This window comes from Belliella calami, from assembly GCF_022549695.1.
Taxonomy (GTDB): Bacteria; Bacteroidota; Bacteroidia; order Cytophagales; family Cyclobacteriaceae; genus Belliella; species Belliella calami.
In genome coordinates, this window is sequence record NZ_JAKZGS010000013.1 from 8,841 (window position 1) to 35,000 (window position 26,160).

At 36.2% G+C, this 26,160-nt stretch carries 18 protein-coding genes; 7 read left to right on the forward strand and 11 right to left on the reverse strand.

Features of this window, described 5'->3' with window-relative positions:
- Positions 1 to 1,482: 1,482 nt before the first annotated feature.
- Together MM236_RS14210 and MM236_RS14215 are read right to left on the reverse strand one after the other, a co-directional pair.
- Positions 1,483 to 1,998, reverse strand: coding sequence for a DUF2911 domain-containing protein (locus tag MM236_RS14210; protein ID WP_241275655.1), 516 nt, complete (start codon positions 1,996 to 1,998; stop codon positions 1,483 to 1,485).
- A 98-nt stretch (positions 1,999 to 2,096) separates the two neighbouring features.
- Positions 2,097 to 3,242, reverse strand: coding sequence for a Gfo/Idh/MocA family protein (locus tag MM236_RS14215; RefSeq protein ID WP_241275656.1), 1,146 nt, complete (start codon positions 3,240 to 3,242; stop codon positions 2,097 to 2,099).
- A gap of 307 nt (positions 3,243 to 3,549) precedes the next feature.
- Between MM236_RS14215 and MM236_RS14220 the strand changes: the two genes are divergently transcribed.
- Positions 3,550 to 4,008 carry a (2Fe-2S)-binding protein gene (locus tag MM236_RS14220; protein ID WP_241275657.1) on the forward strand — a complete coding sequence of 153 codons (459 nt, stop codon included), beginning with the start codon at positions 3,550 to 3,552 and terminating at the stop codon, positions 4,006 to 4,008.
- Positions 4,009 to 4,010: 2 nt separating this feature from the next.
- Entirely contained in the window at positions 4,011 to 6,173 is a 2,163-nt protein-coding gene (locus MM236_RS14225; protein WP_241275658.1) for a molybdopterin cofactor-binding domain-containing protein, read from the forward strand.
- 225 nt (positions 6,174 to 6,398) lie between these two features.
- On the opposite strand, the gene MM236_RS14230 is transcribed toward MM236_RS14225, so the two are convergent.
- Positions 6,399 to 6,749, reverse strand: a complete 351-nt coding sequence (locus MM236_RS14230) for a hypothetical protein (RefSeq protein WP_241275659.1) — start codon at positions 6,747 to 6,749, stop codon at positions 6,399 to 6,401.
- 307 nt (positions 6,750 to 7,056) lie between these two features.
- Between MM236_RS14230 and MM236_RS14235 the strand changes: the two genes are divergently transcribed.
- Positions 7,057 to 8,196, forward strand: a complete 1,140-nt coding sequence (locus MM236_RS14235; protein ID WP_241275660.1) for a cysteine desulfurase family protein — start codon at positions 7,057 to 7,059, stop codon at positions 8,194 to 8,196.
- 147 nt (positions 8,197 to 8,343) lie between these two features.
- Here the strand turns inward: MM236_RS14235 and MM236_RS14240 are convergent, their stop codons facing one another.
- Entirely contained in the window at positions 8,344 to 9,567 is a 1,224-nt protein-coding gene (locus tag MM236_RS14240; RefSeq protein WP_241275661.1) for a serine hydrolase domain-containing protein, read from the reverse strand.
- 169 nt (positions 9,568 to 9,736) lie between these two features.
- Here MM236_RS14240 and MM236_RS14245 point away from each other — a divergent pair, with 169 nt between their 5' ends.
- From MM236_RS14245 to MM236_RS14260, 4 genes are all read left to right on the forward strand, one after another.
- Positions 9,737 to 10,978, forward strand: a complete 1,242-nt coding sequence (locus MM236_RS14245; RefSeq protein ID WP_241275662.1) for a protoporphyrinogen/coproporphyrinogen oxidase — start codon at positions 9,737 to 9,739, stop codon at positions 10,976 to 10,978.
- Positions 10,979 to 12,361 (forward strand): NmrA family NAD(P)-binding protein, encoded by a 1,383-nt coding sequence (locus tag MM236_RS14250; protein ID WP_241275663.1) that lies wholly within the window; start codon positions 10,979 to 10,981, stop codon positions 12,359 to 12,361.
- A 72-nt stretch (positions 12,362 to 12,433) separates the two neighbouring features.
- Positions 12,434 to 13,390 (forward strand): aldo/keto reductase, encoded by a 957-nt coding sequence (locus MM236_RS14255; protein WP_241275664.1) that lies wholly within the window; start codon positions 12,434 to 12,436, stop codon positions 13,388 to 13,390.
- 112 nt (positions 13,391 to 13,502) lie between these two features.
- Positions 13,503 to 14,441 carry a YihY/virulence factor BrkB family protein gene (locus tag MM236_RS14260; RefSeq protein ID WP_241275665.1) on the forward strand — a complete coding sequence of 313 codons (939 nt, stop codon included), beginning with the start codon at positions 13,503 to 13,505 and terminating at the stop codon, positions 14,439 to 14,441.
- A gap of 186 nt (positions 14,442 to 14,627) precedes the next feature.
- Here the strand turns inward: MM236_RS14260 and MM236_RS14265 are convergent, their stop codons facing one another.
- From MM236_RS14265 to smc, 7 genes are all read right to left on the reverse strand, one after another.
- Positions 14,628 to 16,361, reverse strand: coding sequence for a phospho-sugar mutase (locus tag MM236_RS14265; RefSeq protein ID WP_241275666.1), 1,734 nt, complete (start codon positions 16,359 to 16,361; stop codon positions 14,628 to 14,630).
- 350 nt (positions 16,362 to 16,711) lie between these two features.
- Positions 16,712 to 17,806: a 4-hydroxyphenylpyruvate dioxygenase gene (gene hppD, locus MM236_RS14270; RefSeq protein ID WP_241275667.1), complete on the reverse strand. Its 1,095-nt coding sequence runs from the start codon at positions 17,804 to 17,806 to the stop codon at positions 16,712 to 16,714.
- Between the two features lie 275 nt (positions 17,807 to 18,081).
- On the reverse strand, positions 18,082 to 19,092 hold the full coding sequence (locus MM236_RS14275; RefSeq protein WP_241275668.1) for a 1-acyl-sn-glycerol-3-phosphate acyltransferase: 1,011 nt from the start codon (positions 19,090 to 19,092) through the stop codon (positions 18,082 to 18,084).
- A gap of 29 nt (positions 19,093 to 19,121) precedes the next feature.
- The gene (locus tag MM236_RS14280; protein ID WP_241275669.1) at positions 19,122 to 20,018 is read right to left on the reverse strand and encodes a bile acid:sodium symporter family protein; all 897 of its coding nucleotides are present in this window, start codon (positions 20,016 to 20,018) and stop codon (positions 19,122 to 19,124) included.
- A gap of 68 nt (positions 20,019 to 20,086) precedes the next feature.
- Entirely contained in the window at positions 20,087 to 20,740 is a 654-nt protein-coding gene (locus tag MM236_RS14285) for a hypothetical protein (RefSeq protein WP_241275670.1), read from the reverse strand.
- Between the two features lie 149 nt (positions 20,741 to 20,889).
- Complete coding sequence (locus tag MM236_RS14290; protein ID WP_241275671.1) at positions 20,890 to 22,299, reverse strand: TlpA family protein disulfide reductase; 1,410 nt, start codon at positions 22,297 to 22,299, stop codon at positions 20,890 to 20,892.
- A gap of 251 nt (positions 22,300 to 22,550) precedes the next feature.
- Complete coding sequence (gene smc, locus MM236_RS14295) at positions 22,551 to 26,090, reverse strand: chromosome segregation protein SMC (RefSeq protein WP_241275672.1); 3,540 nt, start codon at positions 26,088 to 26,090, stop codon at positions 22,551 to 22,553.
- Between the last annotated feature and the right edge of the window lie 70 nt (positions 26,091 to 26,160).

Consider the following 26,160-nt stretch of genomic DNA (forward strand, 5'->3'; position numbering starts at 1 on the left):
TTCGCAAAGGGGGGATTGTTATTCATTTTATTATATAAATCTTTGCGTATCTCAGCGTTCCCTTGCTGATAAAATAACTAATAAGGTTTTGCCGCTAAGTAACGCGAGGGTTCGCAAAGGGGGGGGGGTTATTCATTTTATTTTAAAAATCTTTGCGTACCTCAGCGTTCCCTTGCGGCTAAAACAGCTAAGAAGGTTTTGCCGCTAAGTGGCGCAAGGATTCGCAAAGGGGGAATTGTTATTCATATTTTTTAAAAATCTTTGCGTACCTCAGCGTTCCCTTGCGGCTAAAATAACTAATAAGGTTTTGCCGCTAAGTGACGCAAGGGATCGGAAAGGGGGAATTGTTATTCATTTTATTTAAAAATCTTTGTGTACCTCAGCGTTCCCTTGCGGCTAAAATAACTAAGAAGGTTTTGCCGCTAAGTGACGGAAGGATTCATAAAGAGGGAATTGTTATTCATTTTATTATATAAATCTTTGCGTATCTCAGCGTTCCCTTGCTGATAAAATAACTAATAAGGTTTTGCCGCTAAGTAACGCGAGGGTTCGCAAAGGGGGGATTGTTATTCATTTTATTATATAAATCTTTGCGTATCTCAGCGTTCCCTTGCTGATAAAATAACTAATAAGGTTTTGCCGCTAAGTAACGCGAGGGTTCGCAAAGGGGGGGGGGGTTATTCATTTTATTTTAAAAATCTTTGCGTACCTCAGCGTTCCCTTGCGGCTAAAACAGCTAAGAAGGTTTTGCCGCTAAGTGACGCAAGGGTTCGCAAAGGGGGAATTGTCATTCATTTTATTATAAAAATCTTTGCGTACCTCAGCTTTCCCTTTCGGCTAAAACAGCTAAGAAGGTTTTTGCCGCTAAGTGACGCAAGGGTACGCAATGGGGAAATTATTAATCACATTATTTTTAAAATCTTAGCGTACCTCAGCGTTCCCTTGCGGCTAAAACAGCTAAAAAGGTTTTGCCACTAAGTAACGCGAGGGTTCGCAAAGGGGGAATTGTTATTCATTTTATTTAAAAATCTTTGCGTACCTCAGCGTTCCCTTGCGGCTAAAATAACTAAGAAGGTTTTGCCGCTAAGTGACGCAAGGGATCGCAAAGGGGGAATTGTTATTCATATTTTTTAAAGAATCTTAGCGTACCTCAGCGTTCCCTTGCGGCTAAAACAGCTAAGAAGGTTTTGCCACTAAGTAACGCGAGGGTTCGCAAAGGGGGGATTGTTATTCATTTTATTATATAAATCTTTGCGTACCTCAGCGTTCCCTTGCGGCTAAAATAACTAAGAAGGTTTTGCCGATAAGTGCCGCTAGGATTCGCAAAGGGGGGATTGTTATTCGTTTTATTTTAAAAATCTTAGGTAATTCAAAACCACTTTGCGGCAACAAAATCTCTAAGATTTTAATTGCCGCAAAGTAATTCAAGCTTTTATAGATTTGTAAGTTTTCAATTTTAATTTAAATTTTCAAAATTGACTATTATTCAACCCTTGCAGCTGCTCTTCCATATTCCCAACGAACTTCGAAGCCTCCTTCAGTCACTTCGTATACCAATCTTTCTTCCATTTTAGAACTTTGTCCAGATGGAACACTTACTCGTAAAGCATCTTCTGCATCGTCATAAGAATAAGAGCCCCATTGTTTTGCTACTTTATTGAAGATGAAAGTAGATTCCATTTCTCCTGGAATTACAAAGAAACTGTATTTTCCTGCAGGTAAATCCTTACCTTGGATTTTGACATCTTTGCTAAATTCAATCGTGGTAGCGTCATTTGCTCCTGCTCTCCATACCTGACCTAAAGGTACCAAATCACCCCAGATGGTTCTGCCTTTCACAGCTGGGCTGCTATAGTTGATGGTGATTTTTGAACCATTGATTTCCCCTTCGGCTGTTTTTGCTGGACTAGGCTTTTCATCTTGCGCATTTGCAAAAAGACATACTGTAGCAAACAATAAGGTCAACAAGCCAAATTTTTTAAAGATTGATCTTTTCATATAATTTATTTGAGTTTATAATGAGTTATTTAAACTGTTGAAATTTAGTCTGTTTTATTATTTATAACAAGATAAAATTTCACACTTCATATTTGATCTCATATTTTCACCCAAATTTGCTTTCTGTGGCTTTCAATAATCCTTTCACAAATCAAAAGTTCTCTAAGTCCATCTTTGAAAGTTGGGAAAGTTGGCGCTGATGGTTGTTTTCCTTCTCTTACAGCAGCATATACTTCTTTGAACATTTGTTTTGAGGTATCAGGAAATCCTTCGTTGTGCCCGCCGGGAAAACTTATCAATCTTGCCGCTTCTGTAGAAAAAAGAGCAGGATCTTTCATCAAATGCTGATTTGCTGATTCTCTCTTTCCAATCCACATTTCGTTTGGTTTTTCTGAACACCATTCAAAATTTGATTTACTTCCAGCGATCTCTATGTTTAGGCGGTTTTTTCTTCCAGCATTTACTTGGGACACTGTTACAGAACCTTTGTTTCCATTGTCAAATCTCAAAAGAACTGTAGCGTGATCCTCCGTATTGATTGGAACCTCTGCATAATCAGATGGACTGAGCATCTTGCCTGAGTAAGTTTCAATTGGTTTCAAGGGCTTCAACCTTGTCTTATGCACTGTAGAGAAATCAGCTAAAACTTCAGTTATTTTCAACCCCGTCACATACTCAGTCAAGTCCAGCAAATGTGATCCTATATCAGCTATTGCTCTAGAGTCTCCAGATTTATCAGGCTCCAATCTCCAGTTATAATCAGTTTGCAAAAATAACCAATCCTGAAGATAAGAACCCATAATGCTATAAATATCACCCAATTCACCATTTTCTCGCATGGTCTTCATTTGTCTCACCATCGGGTAATAGCGGAGATTGAAATGCACGGCATTCACGAGACCTTTTTCTTCGGCTAATGCTACAAGCTCTTCTGCTTCTTCAATCTTTGTTGCAAGTGGTTTTTCACAAACTACATGCTTGCCTGCTAACAAAGCCGCTTTAGATTGGGAGTAATGAAGAAAATTTGGCGTACAAATATGGACTACATCTATTTCAGGATTTTGAAGCATTTCTTCAAAAGTATATGCATTTGGAATTCCAAGAATGGCTGCTTTTTCTCTTGCCAAATCAATATTGACCTCACAAAGAGCAACTACTTCAATGTTTGGCAATCTTCTCAATGCTTCCAGATGAGCTGGCCCTATAAATCCAGTACCAACGATTGCAGCTTGTATTTTTTTCATATTAAGGTTTGATAGTTTGTAAATTGAATTGATTTTAAAAAATAAATATAAGCCAAGTTCTTTTTTTAACCTTTAAATCTCCACATTTTCTTCAACCAGCGATTAATTTCAATAGATAATTTTAGAAGATTAAAATAGACATGGGATAAGAGATTAAGAAGTTACAGTCGATTATTAAATTTATAAGGCTTTCCATTTAAATTTCAATACTGCGGTTTATAAAAAAAAACGGCAACAAAATATGAACTGGCTTAGTTTGAAAATTATAATTGCTTAAATTGATATACTGAATAAATCAAAATAAACTATGGCAAACTATAATCTCCGAATAAACGGTAAGAAGTATGAAGTAGATGTAGAAGAGGACACCCCTTTGCTATGGGTGCTGCGAGATCATCTTGGACTAGTTGGAACCAAATACTCCTGTGGCATAGCACAATGTGGAGCTTGTACAGTTCATATCAATGGAGAAGCTACATTTTCTTGCGTTCTGCCTGTTTCGAGTATAGGAGATGATAAAGTGACTACGATAGAAGGACTCTCAGAAGATGGAGATCATCCTGTACAAAATGCATGGAACGAGATAGATGTAGCACAATGTGGCTATTGCCAAGCTGGTCAAATCATGAATGCAGCTTCATTTTTGAATAAAAACCCGAAGCCGACATTAGACGAAATAGATGACGCCATGAATAGGAATATTTGTCGTTGCGGTACCTATCATAAAATCAGAGAAGCAGTTGCCTTAGCTACAAAAACTAAATAACCATGGCAGATATATCAAAAACAAACAGACGTGATTTCCTTAAGTTGGCAGCTACTGCGACTGGAGGATTGTTTATTGGTTTCTATTGGTCGGGCTGTGATTCACCAAAGATGCAAGTTCTTAGCAATGAAGAAATACTTGCAAAAGTTACAGATTTCAACAGTTTTCTCTCTATCACACCCGATGGCGATATAGTCATCTATTCACCGAATCCCGAATTGGGACAAAATATAAAAACATCATTTCCGATGGTGGTTGCAGAGGAATTGGATGCAGATTGGGCAAGGGTCAGGGTTTTGCAAGCTAATTTGGATACTGATAAATTTGAAAGACAGTTGACGGGTGGATCAGGTGCGATGCCTCATTCTTGGGAAAGATTGAGAAAAGCTGGTGCAACAGCAAGAGATCTTCTTTTGACTGCTGCGGCAACACGTTTAGAAGTAGATAAAAATTCACTCACTACAGAAAAAGGGGTGATTTACCATAAATCAAGTGGTAAAAAACTTAATTATGGGGAAGTGGTCCTAGATGCAGCACAGTTGGAAGCTCCTGAAGAAGTGATTTTCAAGGATCCAAAGGATTTCAAAATCATAGGAACTCCAATCAAAAATGTGGACAATAAGGACATTTTTACTGGGAAACCACTTTTCGGATTGGATTTTTACAGAGAAGGTATGCTTCATGCAATGGTACAAAGACCACCTTTTGGCATGAAAATCAAATCTGTAGATGATTCAGAAGCGCGTAATGTTTCAGGAATCCAAGAGGTATTTGTATATGATAATAATGTTGCACTTGTTGGATCCTCTACTTGGCCGATAATGAAAGCCAAAAAGCTCCTGAAAATCTCATATGAACCTGAAGGGAATGTAGAAAGCACAGCCGATCACGATCGCATTTTCAAAGAACTCTTGGATTCCAAAGATGCAAGAGTGATGCGTGAGGATGGTAATGTGGAAGTTGCATTCAAAAATGCATCAAAAGTTATCACGAGTGAGTACCAGTGCCCATTTTTATCCCATTCACCAATGGAGCCGATGAATTTTTTCGCCCACGTAAAAGAAGATCATGTGGAGCTAATAGGTCCTACACAGACTCCAGATTCAGCTCGAGTACAAACGGCGGATTTATTGGGTATTCCAAAAGAAAATATTAGTGTAGAAATAACAAGACTTGGTGGTGGATTTGGTAGAAGATTGAGAGCTGATTATGTATTAGAAGCTGTGCAAATTTCCAAAAAGATGAATGCTCCAGTGAAGGTGACATGGAGTAGGGAAGATGATATGACCGGTGGAGCTTATAGGCCTGCGGTTAGGTATAGATTTTCTGCAGCTTTGGATGTAGAGGGAAATATGATAGGTTACAAACTCAGAGGGGTAGGTATGAATGCCGGAAACTCTGTAAGGCAGGACAATTTCCCTTCAGGAGCGGTTGAAAACGTCTTGATCGAAAATGTCAATTATGAATCTTCGGTAACAACCAATGCTTGGAGAGCGCCTATTACTAATTTCTTGGCTTATGCTGAACAATCATTCTTAGACGAAGTTGCACATGAAGTTCAAAAAGATCCTGTTAAGTTTAGATTAGACCTTTTACAAAAAGCAAAAAGCTCACCTGTAGGGTCGGTAAACTATGATGTGGATAGAATGATCGGAGTGATTAAAGATGTGGCTGAAAAGTCAAATTGGGGTAAAAATAGCAATGTAAAACAAGGATTCTCAGTTTACTTTTCCCACAGATCTTATGTCGCTCAGGTAGCTAATATAGAAATGGAAAACAATCAGCCAGTTCTCAAAAAAATCATCGCAACTACTGACTGTGGTATCGTAGTCAACCCAACTGGAGCAAACCACCAAGTAAGAGGTGGGATAGTAGATGGGATGGGGCATGCGATGTTTGGAAACCTGACATTCGAAAATGGACTTCCAAAACAGAAAAACTTTGATTCATACAGGCTGATAAGGATGAAGGAAGTTCCTGAGGTTGAATTGCATTATGTAGATAGTGGCTATGACCCAACAGGTTTGGGAGAACCAGCTTTACCACCTACTGGAGGAGCTATTGCTAATGCAATTTTTGCAGCTACAGGCAGAAGACTAAGAAGTCAGCCTTTTGTAGAGCAAAAAGAGTATTCAGATATGAATTTGGAGATTAGGAGAGGTTAAGTGATACTTTAGGTGAGTACCAAGAGATATAAAGCTAGATGCAAAATAAAAAAGTGATACCACAGAGTCATATCGAATAAAGTAAAATGTCTATCCGCATTTTTACGGAACAATCTACTCAAGTTCGATATGACTTTGTAAAAAAAGAAGGATATCGAAGGTCTTCTAGATGAAGATTGATAATAGATTTCTTTGAGATAGAAAAAAATACCAATTATTTCTATTTCAAATTTCATCCATTCCTCTTTCGGGAAAAAATGGCCCAATTAACTTGATTTCATTTTTCTCTTTTGAAATCTCAAAATTAATCTGAATTTCGTCTCTTTTCGTGTCGTGGATATTCAGACATGCATTGTAATGAACTAAATCAAAGTCTAATTTGAACTTACCATGGTTTTCATCGAGAAAATCTATATTATCTTTCAATCTTGCATTCTCTGCCAATGCGCCTTCCTTTTTGAAGTAATAAGAAAGAAAAATCCCAAGTTCCTTGTGCTCTCGTTCTAAAATAATTTTGAGTTCTTGTTCTTTTATAATTTTACCAGATTCTAATTTGAAAATCCAAGTTTCTTGCATAATTCGGAATTGTTTGATTTTTTTACTGAAATTTGAAGTAAATATTTGTTGGAGATTAAATTTAAAACAGTGCACTTATCAGAATAATTCAATGCTGAATTTTTATAAACATTGAATTGAATGAACTTCTATTTAATAGTATTCTACCAGGATATTAAGTCAAAAAAATTTTAGGATAAACTTTGCAATTTATAGACTAAAATGAAAACTTAAGCACTTTAAGAATAACACAATATAAGTGAGTCAATAAAAATTTTTAAAACTCATTAATTCTCAAATACAATTATCCAAATATTAAACTATTCAAATGAATTATCCGATTTACCTTGATTATAATGCTACAACTCCTTGTTCAGATGAAGTAGTAAGTGCGATGATTCCATATTTTTCTCATCACTATGGAAATGCAGCAAGCAAAAGTCATCCTTTTGGTTGGATGGCTGAAAATGCTGTTGAACATGCAAGGGAATGTATTGCATCAATGATAGGTGCGAGAACAAAAGAGATTATCTTTACCTCTGGTGCTACTGAAGCCATCAATCTTGCAATAAAAGGGGTTTTTGATCACTATGGAGATGAAAGACAGCATTTTATCTCTTGTCAAACAGAACATAAAGCCGTAATTGACACCCTAAAAAGTATAGAAGAAAGAGGAGCAGAGATTACTTTTTTGCCCGTAGATTCTCAAGGACAAATTGATTTGATTGAACTAGAGTCAAGTATTAGGCCATATACGAAAATGATAGCTTTGATGTGGGCTAACAATGAAACTGGTTTAATTCATCCTATCGATAAGATTGCAAAAATAGCAGAGAAGCATCAGGTAATATTTTTCACAGATGCTGTTCAAGCTGCAGGAAAGTTGCCAATCAATGTTTCTGGAATCCATATGCTGGCACTATCCGGACATAAAATTTACGGACCGAAAGGGGTAGGTGCACTTTACATTAGACATAATCATGAACTACCGAAACCTGTTTCACAAATAGTTGGAGGCGGTCATGAAAAAGGTTTTCGAAGTGGCACACTCAATGTGCCTTCCATTGTAGGATTTGGTAAAGCCGCTGAATTAGCAGATAGTCATTTTAAAGAACGTTTTGAAAAAATTGGAAGTTTAAGGAATCATTTAGAAAAGGGTATATTGGAAATTGAAGGAACGACTTTGAACAGTGGTCAAACAAATAGGTTGAACAACGTTTCCAATATTTCATTTCAGGGAATTGAAGGAGAAGACTTGCTTCGTGAACTTAATCGTGAAGTTGCAGTGAGCTCAGGTTCAGCTTGTACCAGCATTTCTCCAAAGCCATCTCATGTATTGGCTGCAATGGGAATTGATTCTGATTTGGCAAGAGCATCAGTTCGATTTAGCATAGGAAAAACAACTACCAAAGAAGAAATTAATAGTGTCATTTCCATCGTCAAAGAAGTAGTAGGAAGATTAAAGTGATATATTTCATAATCAAAAACACGGCACAGTTGTAGAATTTCACAGAAAATAAATTGGCTAACCTAAGATTCAAAATCCAATACAAAAGACAAGTTTTTCCAATCTTACAATCTACCATGAAGAACAAGTATTTTCATTCTCAAAGACTCAAATCTTCCCAATAGCCTTCAGAACAATTTCAATCAATTCAGCTTTTTTGCTATTTTCGATCCATCTAGTTACGATCACAAGATCATTTTCTGGATCAACATAAATCATGTTAGTCCCAGCACCAAGATGAAAGAAAGCTGACTCTGGAGCAGCTGGAATTTCTTTTTTGTCTGTGTTGAGAAAATAATTCATAAATCCATAATTTGTTTGAACAGCAGTAGGAGTAAGTGATTTTTCTATCCATGACTTAGAAATTATTTGATTCCCATTCCAATTTCCCATGTTTAAAGTCAAATAGCCAAACCTTGCTTGATCGTATGCAGAAATAAACATTCCACCTCCCCAATGGGATCCTCCGCTTACAGCTTGCATAATTTGTCCATCGATGATCACAAAAGAATTTTCATAGCCTGTCCATCTCCAAGTTGGTGATGCGCCAATTTTATCCATTACATATTCTTTTAAAACTACCGGAAGAGGTTTTCTCCAGACATTCATAGTTGCAAGTGCGAGAACGTTCACTCTTGTGTCGTTGTATTTGTAAACTGTACCTGGTTCATTTCTTTCTCTATCCAGCCAAGTAGAAGAATTCCCTTGTGGACGATCTGCCCAGTCAGGTTTCCCCCAAAGAGTTCCTTCCCAATTTGAAGTTTGGCGGAGAAGATGTTCCCAAGTAATTTTCTTGTTGTGATCTGAATCAAAAAGCTCAAAGACATCTTCACTATTTACATGATCAGCTTTGTTCATCAAAATTTTGTAGGGATCATAGGGTATAATTGGCGCCATGTATGGATAGACTAAATCTTTTTCATTTTTTATCAATCCCTGATCCACAGCCAAACCAACAGTTGTGGAAAGAATACTTTTGGCAACGCTAAATGTTAGGTCTACACGCCTTGGGTCTCCCCATTCTGCTATGACATAACCTTTGTAGATCACCAATCCCGTAGCAGATCCTCTTTCTTTCATGGGGCCGATAGGGAATCCAAAAGGTTCACGTCCAAAAGCACTTTGATAATGTGCCATTTTCAGGTTTTTATCAGCATTGCTCTCTGTATTAATCGCAAAATCAATGGCTTCTTTTAATAGCTCATGATCAACTTTTAGTTCTGAAGGCTCTTTTTTGATCCAAGAATCGGTATCAGGAAAGTACCTTTTTTGTGAAAAACTATAGAAGGAAACGAATAGAAAGAAGGCGAGTAGGAAGGACTTTGATTTCATATAGAAGCGTTTGAAATGAAATTTAGATGGAAAAGGAACATCATCAAAAGATTTTTACAGGATAATCCAGATATGAGTTTAATTGGTAAGATTTAAAACTTAATTTAGAATTGCGAAACAATTTGAGTTGAATTTGGTCTATTTGTTAAACAACAGCAGAAAAAAAAGTATGAAAGTTATTGTTATTGGAGCCGGCATATCTGGACTTATCGCTGCTTATGAACTAGAGCGAGCTGGGATTAGTCCAATTTTATTGGAAGCATCAGATAGAGTTGGAGGAAAAGTTACGACTGATGAAGTAGATGGATTTTTATTGGATAGAGGTTTTCAGGTTCTCCTCACAGCCTATCCTGAGGCCAAAAGGTATTTGGATTTTGAACTGTTAAAGCTTAAGAAATTTGATCCTGGAGCAATAATTTTGAATCCAGGGAATTCATTTACCATTCAAGATCCGATGAGACAGCCAACGGCGATTTTGGGTATGGCTTTTTCTCCTGTAGGTACTTTATTTGACAAACTGAAGATTTTCAAGCTCAATAGGGAATTGAAGAAAAAAACAATTGATGAGATTTTTGAGTCACAAAATATCTCTACAATTTCATATCTCAAGGAATACGGGTTTTCGGACAAAATTATCGAGAATTTTTTCAAGCCATTTTTCAAAGGTATTTTTCTGGAAAACGAGTTGAGCACATCTTCAAGGATGTTTCAATTTGTTTTCAAAATGTTTGGAGAAGGCTTTGCTGCAATTCCTGAAGGTGGGATGAAGATGATTTCAGAACAATTGAAGGAAAAATTACAGCAAACAGATTTAAGGTTAAATACAGCTGTTAAAAAGATTGAAGGCCATCAAGTAGTATTGGAAAATGGGGAAATTCTTCAAGCTGACAAAATCATCATAGCCAGCCGTCCAGATAAGATTTTGGCACAAATGCAAGGGCAATTGAAGCCATACAGATCTGTTTATAATATGTATTTTTCTCTTGAGAAATCTTTTTTGGCAAGACCGATTATTGGTTTGATTCCTGATGATAAGTTTCTGATTAATAACTTGGTATTTATGACTGATTTAAGTAAAGTCTACAGTAAAAATGGAAAAGCTTTACTGTCTGTTTCGGTTGTAAAAAATGTAGAAACACCCGCAAGTCTGGAAAAATTGGTAAGTGTAGAGTTGGAAGCGCTTTCCGGAATCAGCTCAGAATATTTTAAGCATATCAAGACCTATAAAATCAATGAAGCTTTACCAGATGTAGATGATATGAAATCAAATTTACCCTTTACAAATTCAAAAATTTACGATCATATATTTCTTGCAGGGGATTATTTGCTAAATGGCTCTATCAATGCAGCAATGACTTCGGGAAGAAAAGCTGTAGAAGCAATGTTACTCACCACACAAGATAGACACTAATTGAAAAAGACAATCGCAATAGCGGGAGCAGGGGGCTACGTAGGAAGATGGTTTATCAACCAATTCAAAGATAAATACAATATCATTGCACTAAGTCGAAGAGAAGCCATTTCCAATCCTGATCCCGGAGTGGAATGGAGAAGTGTAGAATTGTATTCTATCACATCTACAATCGAAGCCTTGAAGGGTGTTGATTATGCTATTTATTTGATTCACTCTATGAGTGCTTCCACAAGGTTGAATCAAGGGAGTTTTGAAGATACAGATTTATTGTTGGCAGATAATTTCTCAAGGGCAGCTGAGAGCAATGGGATCAAACAAATCATCTACTTGGGAGGAATTCTCCCTAAAGAAGTCGAGGAAGTCGAGATGTCCAAACATTTACGGAGTAGGCTAGAAGTAGAGCAAACATTGGGGCAGCGGGGAATTCCTGTGACAGCGCTACGTGCGGGAATTGTGGTAGGTCCAGGTGGATCTTCTTTTCAGATGATTTACAATTTGGTCAAACGCCTGCCTGTCTTGGTTTGTCCAAAGTGGACACTCTCCAATACCCAGGCCATTTCTTTGAGGGATACACTGACTATCATCGACACTTGTATTGGAAATGAAGAAGTCTATGGAAAATCCTTCGAAATTGGAAATCCTGAATTGCTGACCTATAAATCTATGCTAGAGCAAACGGCAGAGATCATGAAGGTGAAACGACTCGTATTTTCGGTTCCAGTTTTTTCTGTCGGTTTCTCAAAATTGTGGGTGAGTTTTTTTGGAAAAAGTCCCAAAACACTTGTTTACCCACTTGTAGAAAGTTTGAAACATACCTTGACGGTTGGAAAAGATTTGGAATTTAATGTTAGGGAAATAGACTACTTAAGTTACAAGGAAAGTGTCGCAATCGCGATTGATCCGACGATTTCTCTTCCACCACTACCTAAATTCAAAAATAAACAAGAAGTCAAAAATACTGTACGGAGTATACAAAGGATGCCCAATACAAGACATCACAGTGCGCTTTGGATTGCAAATAGATACAAGATTTGGTTGCCATTTTTCTTCAGGTTTTTGATTAGGGCTCAGGCAAACGAGAAAGGTGATATTAGTTTTCACTTGTTGAATATCGAAAAGCCGATGCTACAGCTAACTTGGATACCTGATAGAAGTGATATTAAAAGACAACTTTTTTATATTACAGGAGGATGGTTGGTAAAGCGGTTCGATTATGGATGGTTGGAATTTAGAGAGGTATTAGGCGGAAAATTTATGATTTCGGCAATTCATGAATTTGTACCACGGCTTCCGTGGCTTCTTTACATCAATACGCAAGCGAGGGCACATTTATTCGTGATGAATAATTTCAAGAAATATCTTGTAAAATTTAAAGATTAGAAGTTTGGGCTATCCCAACCAAACATTTCGTAAATTACAGAAGATTTAACCCAATTTTGATTAAATATAAATATGAAAACTTTGACTTTCAATAATGGTGATAAAATACCAGTCTTAGGTTTAGGAACGTGGAAATCTAAGCCAGGAGAAGTTTATCAAGCCGTATTATGGGCGATTGAGGCAGGATATAGGCATATTGATTGTGCAGCAATATATAATAATGAAAAAGAAGTCGGTGCAGCATTGAAAAAAGCAATGACTGATGGATTGGTAAAAAGGGAAGATCTTTTTGTTACTTCAAAGCTCTGGAATGATTGTCATAGAAAAGAGGATGTCAAAAAAGGTTTTCTAAAGAGTTTATCGGATTTACAGTTGGATTATGTCGATTTATATTTAATTCATTGGCCTATCAGTTTCAAAAAAGGAGTAGGCTTTGCAGAGAACAGAGAGCAATATTTCACTTACTCAGATGTGCCTTTGAGCCAAACCTGGCAAGGAATGCAAGGTCTGAAATCTGAAGGATTGACCAAACATATTGGCATGTCCAATTTCAATATTTCAAAGTTAAAAGAAGTATTGGCAATAGGTGGGGATGGTCCTGAAATGAATCAAGTAGAAATGCACCCTTTTCTGAGGCAAGAAAAGCTTGTTGAGTTTTGTAAATCAAACAATATTTTGATGACTGCTTATTCACCTCTTGGTTCAGGAGATAGGTCAACATCTTCAAAAAAAGCAGACGAGCCAAAGTTATTTGAGAATGAAATCATTTTATCGATTGCCTCAAAATACGAAGTAAATCCTGCAGCAGTATTAATAGCCTTTTCTACAAATAGAGACATAGCTGTTATTCCAAAATCAGTTAATCAGGAAAGAATAATCCAAAATTTCCATTCTGGAAATTTGATACTTGATAAAGGAGATTTGGATCAATTGTTGCAAATAAAAGATCAATATAGATTTATTGACGGGACTTTTTTCACTGGTACGAAAAGTCCCTATACATTGAGTGATCTTTGGGAATCAGATTGATTTTTGAATTTATCGATTGAAATTTTTCAATAGGAAATCAATCATTCTATTGTAGAAACAAGGAAAGTTTAGGCTCGCCGACATGTAACTTTCAATTAAGGACCAAAATATTATGATCAAAAAACTAAAAAAGCTTACCTTTTTTCAAATTATCATTGACAGTGTAAAGGATTTTGGAAAAAGTGATTCCATGAGTTTTGCGGCAAGTACCGCATTTTATACAATTTTTAGTATGCCTGCTTTATTAATTATAATATTGAATATAGGCACTGCATTCTATCAAGAATCAGAAATTCAGGAGGAAATTATTCTTCAAGTGGAAAATCTTGCAGGAAAAGAAAGTGCTGCGACTTTAGCAGACATTATGTCCAATTTCACGATGCAAAGTGAGGGAGTTTTGTCAAATTTTATCGCATTTGGAATACTTGCATTTAGTGCCACAACTGTTTTTGTGAGTTTACAGAATGCTATAAACCATATATGGCACATTAAGGCAAAACCTGAAAAAGGACTTTTGAAATTTGCAATTAATAGACTTTTAAGTTTTTCTATGGTTGCATCTATAGGGTTTATCTTATTGGTTTCACTCGTTTTGGACGCATTGATTATTGTGATTTTCAATTATTTCAGTGAATTCCTTGAGTCGATTGCCGTAATACTTGCTTCGGTCGGCCATATAATTATTGCCCAAGGAATCTTGGTGGCTGTATTTGCATTGATGTACAAAATCCTTCCAGATGCCAAAGTTAGATGGAAAGACACATGGACAGGTGCATTTGTCACAATGCTGCTCTTTGCATTGGGCAAGTATCTGATCGGGATATACATGGGGAATTCAAATCTTGGATCTGCTTATGGCACCGCAGGATCACTTGTAGTGTTATTGATTTGGGTTTATTACTCAGTGGTAATTTTCTTATTTGGAGCACAAATAACCTATTATATCGCTGAAAAAGTAGGGAAAGGTGTTATTCCTTATCCTCAGGCTGTTAAAGTTGAATTAAGAGAAATATCCCAAGAGGATGGATCTGAAAAACCCGTAGATAGGTAATTAAGCTAGTATCCAAAAAAAGGATCTTAGTATTTCCGAGTTTACTGAAAATCAGTTTCAATTCGAAATTACTAAGATCCTTTCCTATGATCAGCTATTTTATAGAAACAAAAAACTTCCAGATTTTATCCTATCTGATTCTTTTAATAAAAAGAGAATCAACTAAATCTAAAAAGTTTGAGGATTTTAGCTGAAAAATGTCATCAAACCTTGAATTTTCTTGTCCAATGATTCTTCAACAGCTCTATATGCGTCACGATTTGGAAGCTTTTCATTTACAGAGAAGTAGTATTTGATTTTAGGTTCTGTACCGGATGGTCGTGCAGAAATTTTGCTACCATCTTCCAAATAAAACTGAATCACATTTGATTTATCCATCTCCAATACTGACTCTGTATTGTTTTTTAGATCAAATACTTTACTTTCTTTTACATCAACTATTTTGACAACTTTCACACCGTTGATTTCACTTGGTTTATCATTACGATATCCAGCCATCAAAGCTTGAATTTGCTCAGCCCCATCTTTACCTTTTTTAGTAACAGAGATCAGGTGCTCTTTGTAAAATCCATATTCCATATAGATTTCGGCTAACACATCTTGTACAGATTGACCTTTGGTCTTATAATATGCTACCAATTCGGCAAAAATTGCTGCAGCTGAATTTGCATCTTTGTCTCTTACAAAGTCACCAACCATGTAGCCATAGCTTTCTTCCCCACCAGCGATAAATTGCTTTTTACCTTCCAATTCTTTGATAATTGCAGCAATATTTTTGAATCCGGTAAGGACATTGTAACAAATCACATTGAATCCAGCACAAATTTCATTGATCAATTCAGTGGTCACAATGGTATTGACCATAAACTGATCTCCTGTTAATTTTCCATGCTCCCTCCATTTGCTCAACAAATAATAGGTGATCAGTGAACCTCCTTGGTTTCCATTCAATAGTTCGAATCCACCATTTCCATCAGGAACGCACGCTGCATACCTATCGCCGTCAGGATCACAAGCCAAGACCAATTCAGCATTTACTTTCTTACCCAATTCAATCGCCATGTTTAGCGCTTCTTTTTCTTCGGGATTAGGATAAATAACTGTAGGGAAATTTCCATCAGGTTCTGCTTGTTCTTTGACAATATGAATGTTTTCAAAACCATAAATCTTCAATGCAGCAGGTACAGTTTTTCCAGATGCTCCATGGATAGGGGAGAACACGATTGGCATATCTTTCTGCAACATGATTTCGTTCGGTGAAAGACTCATTTTTTTGACTTCATTGAGATATACGAAATCAAAATCAGTTTCAATAAATTCTATCAATGCGTCATTTTTGTTCCAATTGACATCATCTACTGAAGTGATTTTTTGTACTTCTGCAATGATATTTACGTCATGAGGAGCGACTACTTGACCTCCATCTGACCAATATGCTTTATAACCATTGTATTCCTTAGGGTTGTGAGAAGCTGTTACCATCACACCACTTTTACACCCAAAATGACGAATGGCAAAAGAAAGCATTGGCGTAGGCCTCATTTCTCGATAATATTTTACCTTGATACCATTAGCTGTAAAGACATTTGCCGTAGTGTCTGCAAACAAGGTGTTATTAATTCGACAATCGTGTGTTATTGCAACTGAGATCACTTCGCCAGGAAAGCATTTCAAAAGGTAGTTAGCCAGTCCTTGTGTAGCCATTGCTATGGTATAGACATTCATTCTATTGGATCCTACACCCATGACACCTCTCAATCCACCTGTGCCAAACTCCAAATCTCTATAGAAGGAATCTATCAATTCTGTATGGTCAGGCGATGCCAGCAACGCTTGGATATCTGATTTGCTTTTTGCATCAATATTACTGTTTAGCCAAGACTCTGCTTTGGCGATGATCATTGGATCTGTATTTGTCATTTTTGGAAAAAGTTTGAATGAATTTTAAATTTAGAAATTATAGCAGGAATGTAAAAGGTTTAAATGAATTTAACTTAGAAAAATAGCTTTTCTTACTAAGAGACATTCAAAATGAGATTCGAGACAAGAGGCAGAAGGCAAAAATTAGAAAAGCAAGACTTGCACTGAAAAGTCTGTTCCGTATCCTTATTGGAAGGCTTATGACATTATAATCTCAAACAAACATCCCTCAGCGTCTTTGCTCACTCCTTTGTCTGAAACAAACACCAAACAAAACTCAACATCCTTTACACCTTCTCAACCTTTGTGAGAAAAAAAACTCCGAGAAAAAATCCCCGGAGTTTATCATTTTACAAATTGCCTCTCAACTCTTGTTCTCTTTCTATAGCTTCAAACAGCGCTTTGAAATTACCTTTGCCAAAAGATTTTGCACCTTTTCTTTGAATGATCTCGAAAAATAGGGTAGGCCTATCCTGAATCGGTTTTGTGAAGATTTGGAGCAAATAACCTTCATCATCCCTGTCTACAAGGATATTGAGGTCTTTCAGAGGTTGGAGATCTTCATCGATTTCACCAACTCTGTCCAACAAATCATCATAATACGAGCTAGGTACTTCCAAGAACTCAACGCCTCTTTTTCTCAATTCGGTTACTGTATGGACAATATCATCGGTTGCAATAGCCATATGTTGCACACCAGCACCATTGTAAAAATCAAGGTATTCCTCTATTTGTGATTTTTTCTTTCCTTCAGCAGGTTCATTAATCGGAAATTTGATATAGCCATTTCCGTTGGAGACTACTTTGGACATCAATGCAGAATACTCAGTAGAGATATCATTGTCATCAAATGTGATCAACAATTTGAAACCCATGACATCTTCATAGAATTTCACCCATTTGTTCATCTCACCCCAGCCTACGTTTCCAACACAATGGTCGATGTATTTCAGGCCGATTGATGTGGGTTTATATTCGCTTTTTCTAGGTTTATATCCAGGTAGGAAGATACCTTTGTAATTTTTTCTTTCCACAAAAGTGTGGATAGTTTCTCCATATGTTCTGATTGATGCTATTTTGACTTCACCATTTTCATCAGAAATTATTTGTGGTTCTGAATAGGATTCAGCACCTCTGGAGGTTGTTTCTTTCCATGATTTTTCTGCATCATCTACCCAAAGAGCCAGTACTTTGACTCCGTCACCATGTTTTTTGATATGGTCAGCGATTGGGTGATCTTGGTGAAGCGGTGATGTTAACACAAGTCTGATTTTGTCCTGTTTCAAAACATAAGAAGCTCTGTCTTTGATGCCAGTCTCTGGACCTGCATAAGCGATCAGCTCATAGCCAAAAGCATATTGATAATAAAGTGCTGATTGCTTTGCGTTTCCTACATATAACTCGATGTAGTCTGTCCCTAACAATGGGAGAAAATCTTGTTCCATTTTTCTAAGAATTTGGGTTTATACTAATACTACAAAGATAAAAAAATATACTTAGGAGTGGGGGAATCTATTTAAAGATTAGAAAATTTCAAGATTGGAAAATTGGCTGGCGCAACGATCTAAGATCGCTTTAATCTCTTTGTACATTATACTTTGTACTTCGTACAGATTTAAGATTAGAAAATTTCAAGATTGGAAAATTGGCTGACGCAACGATCTAAGATCGCTCTAATCTCTATGTAAATTATACTTTTTACTTTGATCTTCGTAAACTTTTAAGCTTGTCCATTTTTGTTTGTAAATAGGAATAAGATGGCTAAAAACAAATAGGTTATAGCCCAGTCTTGATGGCCAATAGCAGTCAGTGAAAAATAAACTGTTGCGTACCAAACTGGAAGTCCTACCAAACCTATGACAAACTTAAAAGTTGCAATAAATGCAATATCCTTTACCTTGGGAGACATCCACAACCAAATCCAGTAGATTGGAAGGTGAAAAAGTTTCATAAGTTTGTTTCGCAGATATGGTTTTTTCACCTTCTTTGATGGCTGTTCAATACTTGTTTTTTGATTCAAAAAACCTGAAACAGCTTGTGGTGAAGTGATGTCAATTTTATGGTCAATCAGTGATTGTAAATCTTTATGATAGCTATGTTCTGGTATTTCTACAATCAATGGTGCAAGTGAGGCAGAGGTAGTTTTAATCAATGCGTCATGATTGGGGAAATATACTTTTGGGTCAATCACTTTCCCAAAGCTGATTCGAACATTCGTTCCAGAATGATTGTGATTGCTATAATTGATAGCGACTGGAAGTATTACCAAATCCAAGGCGTCATTTTTTTCAAGCGCTTGAAATGCAATTCGAGAGAACCCTTTTTTCAAAGATCTCAAGTTTCTTAAGGTGCTATGACTCCCTTCTCCAAAGATCAACATTGTTCCTTTTTTCAACAGAACATTCACACTTTTGTCAAAAGTGACCTGATTTTTCTCCATGTTTTTGACCCCGTCCCTTACTCGATAGATTGGAAACATTTGGATAAAATCTAAAAGCTTGGCAACAAATGGACTTCCAAAGACTGAAGCTCTTGTCAAAAAATATGGTTTTAAGCCTGCATGCGTGGCCAAGAGTAGAGGGTCAATCAATGCATTTTGGTGATTGCTAACAATTAATACAGCTTTTCCTTTTGGGATGTTACTCTTTCCTTCTACATATATTTTTTTATAATATATGTTTAGTGCAATTTTGACAATTATCCTCAGAAATTCGTTGACAATATATTTCATGTATTAAAGATGATGATCTGTAGATGGATTTATATTGAATTCTTCCATAGAAACGCAATACTCATTCCTGAAATGATGTGCCAAATTCCCCACCATGCAGCAATAATAGCCATTCCTCCCAAACCATCAAAATAGGTGAATATCAAAACTAAACCTAATCCTGAGTTTTGTATTCCTGTCTCTATAGTTAATGTCTTGGTATCGGGCAAGTTGAGCTTGAAAAATTTTGCCAAAGAGTACCCAGAAAAAAGAGCCAAGAAATTATGCCCTAATACCCAAAGGAAAATCAATCCAATAAACTGGATAAATAGCTGGTAGTTACCAAAAAATGCTATCCCAACAAATCCTGCAAAAATCAAAATACTTAATGGTTTAAGGATTTTGGTCGCTTTATTACTCCAAGTCGGGAATTTTTTATTTATCAGGATTCCTAGAATCAATGGAACTCCAAGAATGAGTGCTACAGTTTGGAAAATGTCTAAGTATTCGAGGTTGATTTCCCGAAGAATCTTTGCTGTAGGATCGTAAATACTAGACCAAAACTTAAAGTTGAATGGGGTAAGAAATATAGAGAAAAGGGTAGAAAAGGCTGTCAAGCTTACAGAAAGTGCCGAATTTCCTTTTGCTAGGTGGCTTATAAAATTGGAGACATTTCCACCTGGACAAGCTGCCACCAAAAACATCCCTAAAGCTACAGATGGCGGAGGTTGAATAATCAATATGAATATCCACGTCAAAAATGGAAGAAAAAGGAACTGACTTAGAATTCCTGCAAGGAATGATTTTGGCTCTTTCCATATTGCAGTGAAATCAGAAACCCTGAGATCCAAGGCAACCCCAAACATAATGACAGCCAGTGAAATATTCAAAAGCAAAAGGGAATCCTGATTAAAATTCAGGGTGCTATTATCAAGAGCTTCAAGCATAATTTTATTTCAAATCAGGCTCCCAAGATACTGCTTAACTTGTATATGACAAAAAGAAGTATCACCGATTAAAATCTAAACCCAATACCTGTAGATACATTTATTCTATCTAAACTTTCTTTCATACCAGAATAAAAATATTGATATTCCAAATTGCTGATTATTGTCCATTTTTTTGCAAAATTATATCTTAGGCTTATTCCAGCATCTACTGAGAGATTGTAGTAATTGAATTCATTCTTGAATTTTCCATTACCATAACCATAATCTACTTCATGTGACGAACCAAAATATGAACGTCCAAACCTACTTTTCAAGTCAATTGTCAATTCTTCATTTAGATAGATAGAATACATTGGACCAACCATAATTCCACCGTAGTTTACTATTAAATTTTCATTGTATTTTGAAATTACATAAGCTCCACCTTGCCATCTAAGGTTGAGCCCAATTCCTTTCCAAATATCATATCCAGCATCTATCAAGTTAAGATTGAGTCCAAATGTACCTGGTCTAATAGCTAAAGCTGGGCGGAAAGAATCTGTGCTATTGCCATAACTTGGAGTATTTACAACATCATTTACAACCCTGTACTCACTACCCACATAAATTGATGTACCCAAACTGATTCCAATAAATCCTTTTTTGAATTTGATAGTTTCTTGGCTAAACAACTGATTTGTAAGCAATATTAAACTAAGTAGAAGTAGCGTTTTTTTCATAAATGATCTTTAAAATTTTACCGAAAATCTACCACAAAAATTTTATAGAAAAATGCATTGACCTAAAATTTTTTTCATAAAAAATAAGGGGAAAAGTTTTAAAGCTTTTCCCCTTTGCTAGTTAATGTTTTAAATATTAAGAGTTTCTATTAGAGATGTTTATCAACAGTTTCTCTGATTTTCCCAGATGGTCTATCAGCAGATGGATCTAGGACTTTTCCTTCTTTGTCCAAAAGTAGAAATCTTGGGATTGCATTCACCATAAAATGTTGTGCGATTTCAGATCTCCAAGCGTTTTCTGTGAACCACTGCAATCCTTCCATATTTTTGGCTTTGACCATTTTTTCCCAAGGTTCTTTACTATCATCAATAGACACCGTCAAAAATGAAATGTCCTTATCTTTGTATTCCTCTTTCATCTTGTCCCAATGTGGGTGCTCAGCGATGCAAGGTCCACACCAAGTTGCCCAAATATCTATATACACCAAATTTCCTTTCAAATCGCTCAGTTTCACTTCATCTCCTTCCATATTCACAAAATTGAAATCAGGCACTTCCTGTCCAGGCATGATTGGATCCCATTTTTGCTTGATGGCTTCAAGTTTTGATTGAAGTTTTGGACTTTGGTTTTCAGCTATAAACTTGTCATAGGAAGATTTGACATGAACAGGACCTCTGTATTCTAAGTTAGATTTGATGTAATCAAACAAAAACTGATCTTTGACTTCTTGGTTTTGTAGCAAGCTGTCCATCGCCATAAATCTCGCTTTTTCATATCCCTCTGAGCTTTTTGCTAGTGTTGTATCTTGCTTCATTATTTCGCTTACCGTGTCACCTATTCTACGGTCTATCAATGCTTTGTAGGATCCTGACTTCAGCAAATCTGATCTGTTTAGATCCAATGCAGCAATTTTTGTTTTCACTTCCTCTTTCGGAAAATCAACAGAATCTTGACTAACCTTATTGACATATGCGTGATACATAGGATATTGACTATCCAAAAGTAATGGCTGATATTCGATGTAAGCTTCTTCTAATTTTACAAATTCTTCATCAATTCCTTCTTTTTGGTTAAGATCTTCCAATTGTGAAGTAAGCGTAGCAAAGAATTCATTCTTTTTTGCAAAATAAGCCTCTTTATCCAACTTCATCAATTCCATCATGTTGCCCATTCCACTGTCCCTGTAGAGTTTATCCTTCTCGAAAATAAAAGTGTTTTCAGAAACATGATCTCCGTGAAGTTTAAATGAATTTTTGAAATCTTCAGAGTCAACTTCAACAAATACACTGTCTCCGGGACTTAAAAATAGACTAAAACCTTCGCGACCTGCTCTTACCGAATAATTTTCGGATGATTCTGCATCAAATTCAAGTTGAAAACTTCCATCTTCAGATACTGAAGTCTTTGCAATCTCTTGATCTTGATAAATGTTAATCTCTTTTACTTCTGTATTTAATAATTTACCAGCAATAATGACTTTAGGGTTGAAAACTTCTTCTTTTCCGCAACTAAAAATCAAAAATGTCAAGGCCATCATTAATATTGAATGCTTTTTCATAGTGTTAGGTATTAAGATGAGTTAATTTTGGTTTAAAATTTAACCAGTAAATGTTAAAAATCATAATTATTATTGGTTTTTAACAAATTCTGGAATTAATGGTGAAAATTCATAGGATTACCTGATTAGAAGCAAGGGTTAAAGTCAAAAGTCAAATTCATGAAGAATTCGCCAACCTTCTGCTCTCATTTTATTGGATGGATTTTTTTTAGAATAACATTTCGCTTGGGTGAACCCTTAAATATGCTAACTTAAACCAATTCTCTCAAATCAACTGGTACAACTCTGGAAACGCCAGCTTCAATCATCGTGATTCCATAAATAATATCCGTACTTGCCATGGTGCGTTTATTATGGGTGACAATGATAAATTGTGACTCTTTCGAGAAAGTTTGTATGATATTGTTGAACTTATCAATGTTTGCGTCATCCAACGGTGCATCCACTTCGTCAAAAATACAAAATGGCGCAGGCTTCAATAGATAAATTGAAAATAGGAGTGAAGTGGCTGTCAAAGTTTTTTCACCACCCGAAAGTTGGTTGATTGTCAAAGGTCTTTTGCCTTTTGGCTTTGCCATAATCTCAATTGGACTCTCCAATGGATTATCTGGATCTACTAGTTTCAAGTCGCAATCATCTTCCTCAGTAAACAAAGACCTGAACACTTTGACGAAATTCTCCTTGATTTTCCCAAAAGCATCCAAAAACGTCTCTTTTGCTACCTGATCGATTTCTTTGATTGTTTCCATCAATGAATTTTTGGCTTTTACCAAATCTTCTTTTTGAGCAGTGATAAAAGTATGCCTTCCTTTGATTTCATCATACGCTTCCATTGCCATTGGATTGATTGGGCCAATCTTATCGAGTCTTTCTTTACATTTCTGCACAATCTGACGGATTTCGGAATCATCCAAACTCAAGTACGTTTCGTCCACCTCAGGATTTTCTTCCATCAAGCTGTCCAAGTCTATCTCAAACTCAACGCTCAATCGTTCTTTCATACTATTAAGTTTCAGCTTGACTTCATTGAGTGCATTGTGCAGTTCTTGGATAATGGTATCCATACTTTCCTTACTCTTCTGCAGTTCCCTGATCTGCTTATCAGCCGTATCTATTTCTCCCCTTGAAGCATAATATTCCTTTTCTGCTTCATTTACTCCCTTTTCTATGCTTTCTTTTTCTGTATATAGCTCAATCAATTCATCATCTTTGATTTCATTATTATCAAGCAATGACCTGATTTCCTGATCTATTGAACTGTGTTCAACTTGAGATTTTTCAATTCTTTCTTTACTACCTTCGAAAGCACTTCTTTTGAACTCTATTTCTTGCTCAAGACTTGTGACTCTATTGAGGTGCTGATGATAAAGAATATTTTCTTGATTGAACGCGGCTGATTTTTGTGAGAGGCTCTCAGATTCACCTTGAAGTTGCTCTGTCAAGGTTTCTAATTCTATTTCCAAATATTCAAATTTCGCCTTTTCATTTTCCAATTGGGGAATGATCTGTGAAAGACTTTCTTGCAATTCTTCTATTCTATCGAGAATATCCTCTTTTTTATTGGCATTAGAAGAAAGCATTTCACTGAGCTGCTCTTTCTTCGTTCTAATCGAAACATACTCCTGATTTATTTCATTGATTTCCAGTTGTAATGCTTCTATTTTTGATTTATACGAAACCTCCTTCAACTTTAGAAGATCGCTTATTTTTTTATCAAGATTTGATCTTGTGGAGCTTACTTTTTTGTTGAGTTCTTTAATTTCTTTTTCCAGTTTCTCCAAGTTCTTGGCTCTACCGATTCTTTTTCCTTCAAACAATCCCACTGATCCACCCGAAATACTGAATTTCCTTTTAGTGAATTTGCCGCTTTCAGTAATGAATATTGCATTGTGGTCTTCTGGAAAGTCATGGTACTCACCTTTGACGATATAGACATCATCAAGGATGAAACTGATAAGTTTGGCGTATTTTTCATCAAACTCAATGATTTCAGTTGCTGCTATAGCATTTGAAAAAAGCTTGTTTTGGGACGCTTGAAACCTGTCAAAATGCTCCAGAACAAAGAAATTAGCCTTACCTCTTGCTGCATCACTTAGAAGGTTGACAGCCATAATGGCTTGGTCTTGTGTATCGACTACATAATAGTTCATGTAACCTTCCAGATAGTTTTCTATCGTCACTCTATATCTTTCATCAGTTGTCAAAATATCAGAAAGCAGGGGAGTGTCTTTGCCCCAATTTGAGTTCTTCTTTAAGAATTTGATCGCTTCTGGAAATCCTTCCAAATTCTCTACAAGTGATTTGGTTAGGTTAAATTCATTTTGTTTTGCATCTAATTTTCGTGAAGTTTGAGTGACTTCCTCACGGATCATTTCGATGACTTTATTATGATCTTCGATTTTTTGGTTTTGATCTTCTTCCTTGGCTTTGATTTTGGCCAATTCTGATGATTTATTGTCCAAATCTTCTTTTAGCAAATGTAGTTTATCTTCAAAATCCGCCAAATTTGCTTCTTGGCTATTATCATCTGAAGCAGTTTTTTCCAATTCTTGCTTCAGTGTTGATAGTTGGATTTGCTTGATCTCCTGATCTTTGGATAGCTGATAGACAGCATCCTTTTTGATGGAAAAATCTTTGCTTATCTCTTTTTGTTTTTCCTGAATGGAAGTTTGTGAGTTCTTTTGGTTTTCAAATGCTTCCCGCAATTGTTCCACAGTTACTTCTTTTTCAGCAAGCAGCTTATTGGCACTATCCAGCTCTTGTTCCAATGACCTGATACTGAATCCTGCACGATCATTTGACTTTCGGTCAGTATCGATTTGTTCTCTCAGTTTTTGGGCGCGATCTTCAAGAAACCTTAACCTTTCATTCTTTATCTTTTTGTCAGATTCAAATTGACGGATTTTGTTCACATGATCATTGAGCGTCTTTTGTCTAGAGGAAAGTAGTTTTTCCTTTTGGAGCAAATCTGCCTTGCTAAATTCCAAAAATGCTTCTTTTTCAGAAACTTTGGCATTGATCATGACTTTGTTGTCACTCTCTGATTCAATTTTTTTACTGAGTTCTATCAGAGTATCGCTGTGTTTTGCTACAGATTTTTTTGCTAAGTTGATACTTGCTTCTTTGTATTCCTGCTTGATTTCAAAGTATTTGGCAGTTTGCTTAGCTTGTTTTTCTAGGCTTTTGAGGTTTTTTTCGATTTCAAAAAGTACATCTTCCACACGATCAAGATCGCCATCGGTATCTTCTAGTTTCCTTAGTGTTTCTTTTTTTCTAGCCTTAAATTTTGAGATTCCAGCCGCTTCCTCAAATAGATCCCTTCTTGAATTATTTTTGTCATTCAATAATTCCTCGATCATTTTCAATTCAATAATCGCATAACTATTGGAATTGATCCCTGTGTCCATGAAAAGGTTGGTGATATCCTTAAGCCTACAAGCGATACCATTCAGCAAATATTCACTTTCACCGCTTCTGTAGTACCTTCTTGTAATCGTGACATGGGTATATTCTGTAGGAAGAAGGTTTTTTGTGTTTTCAAAAGTCAATGAAACTTCCGCCAAATTAGTTGGTTTCCTATTTTTTGTTCCATTAAAAATAACATTCTCCATCTTATCAGATCGGAGCATTCTAGATTTTTGCTCACCCAAAACCCAGCGAATAGCATCGACTACATTGGATTTTCCACACCCGTTAGGACCTACCACACCAGTAATTCCTTTGTCGAAGTGGATGACCATACGATCACCAAAACTTTTGAAGCCTTTTATCTCTAGCTTACTTAATAGCATGCTTTATTCGGATTAATTGTGAACAAGAAACAAATTTATAACTATATTAGAATCATCAAAAAGAAAAATC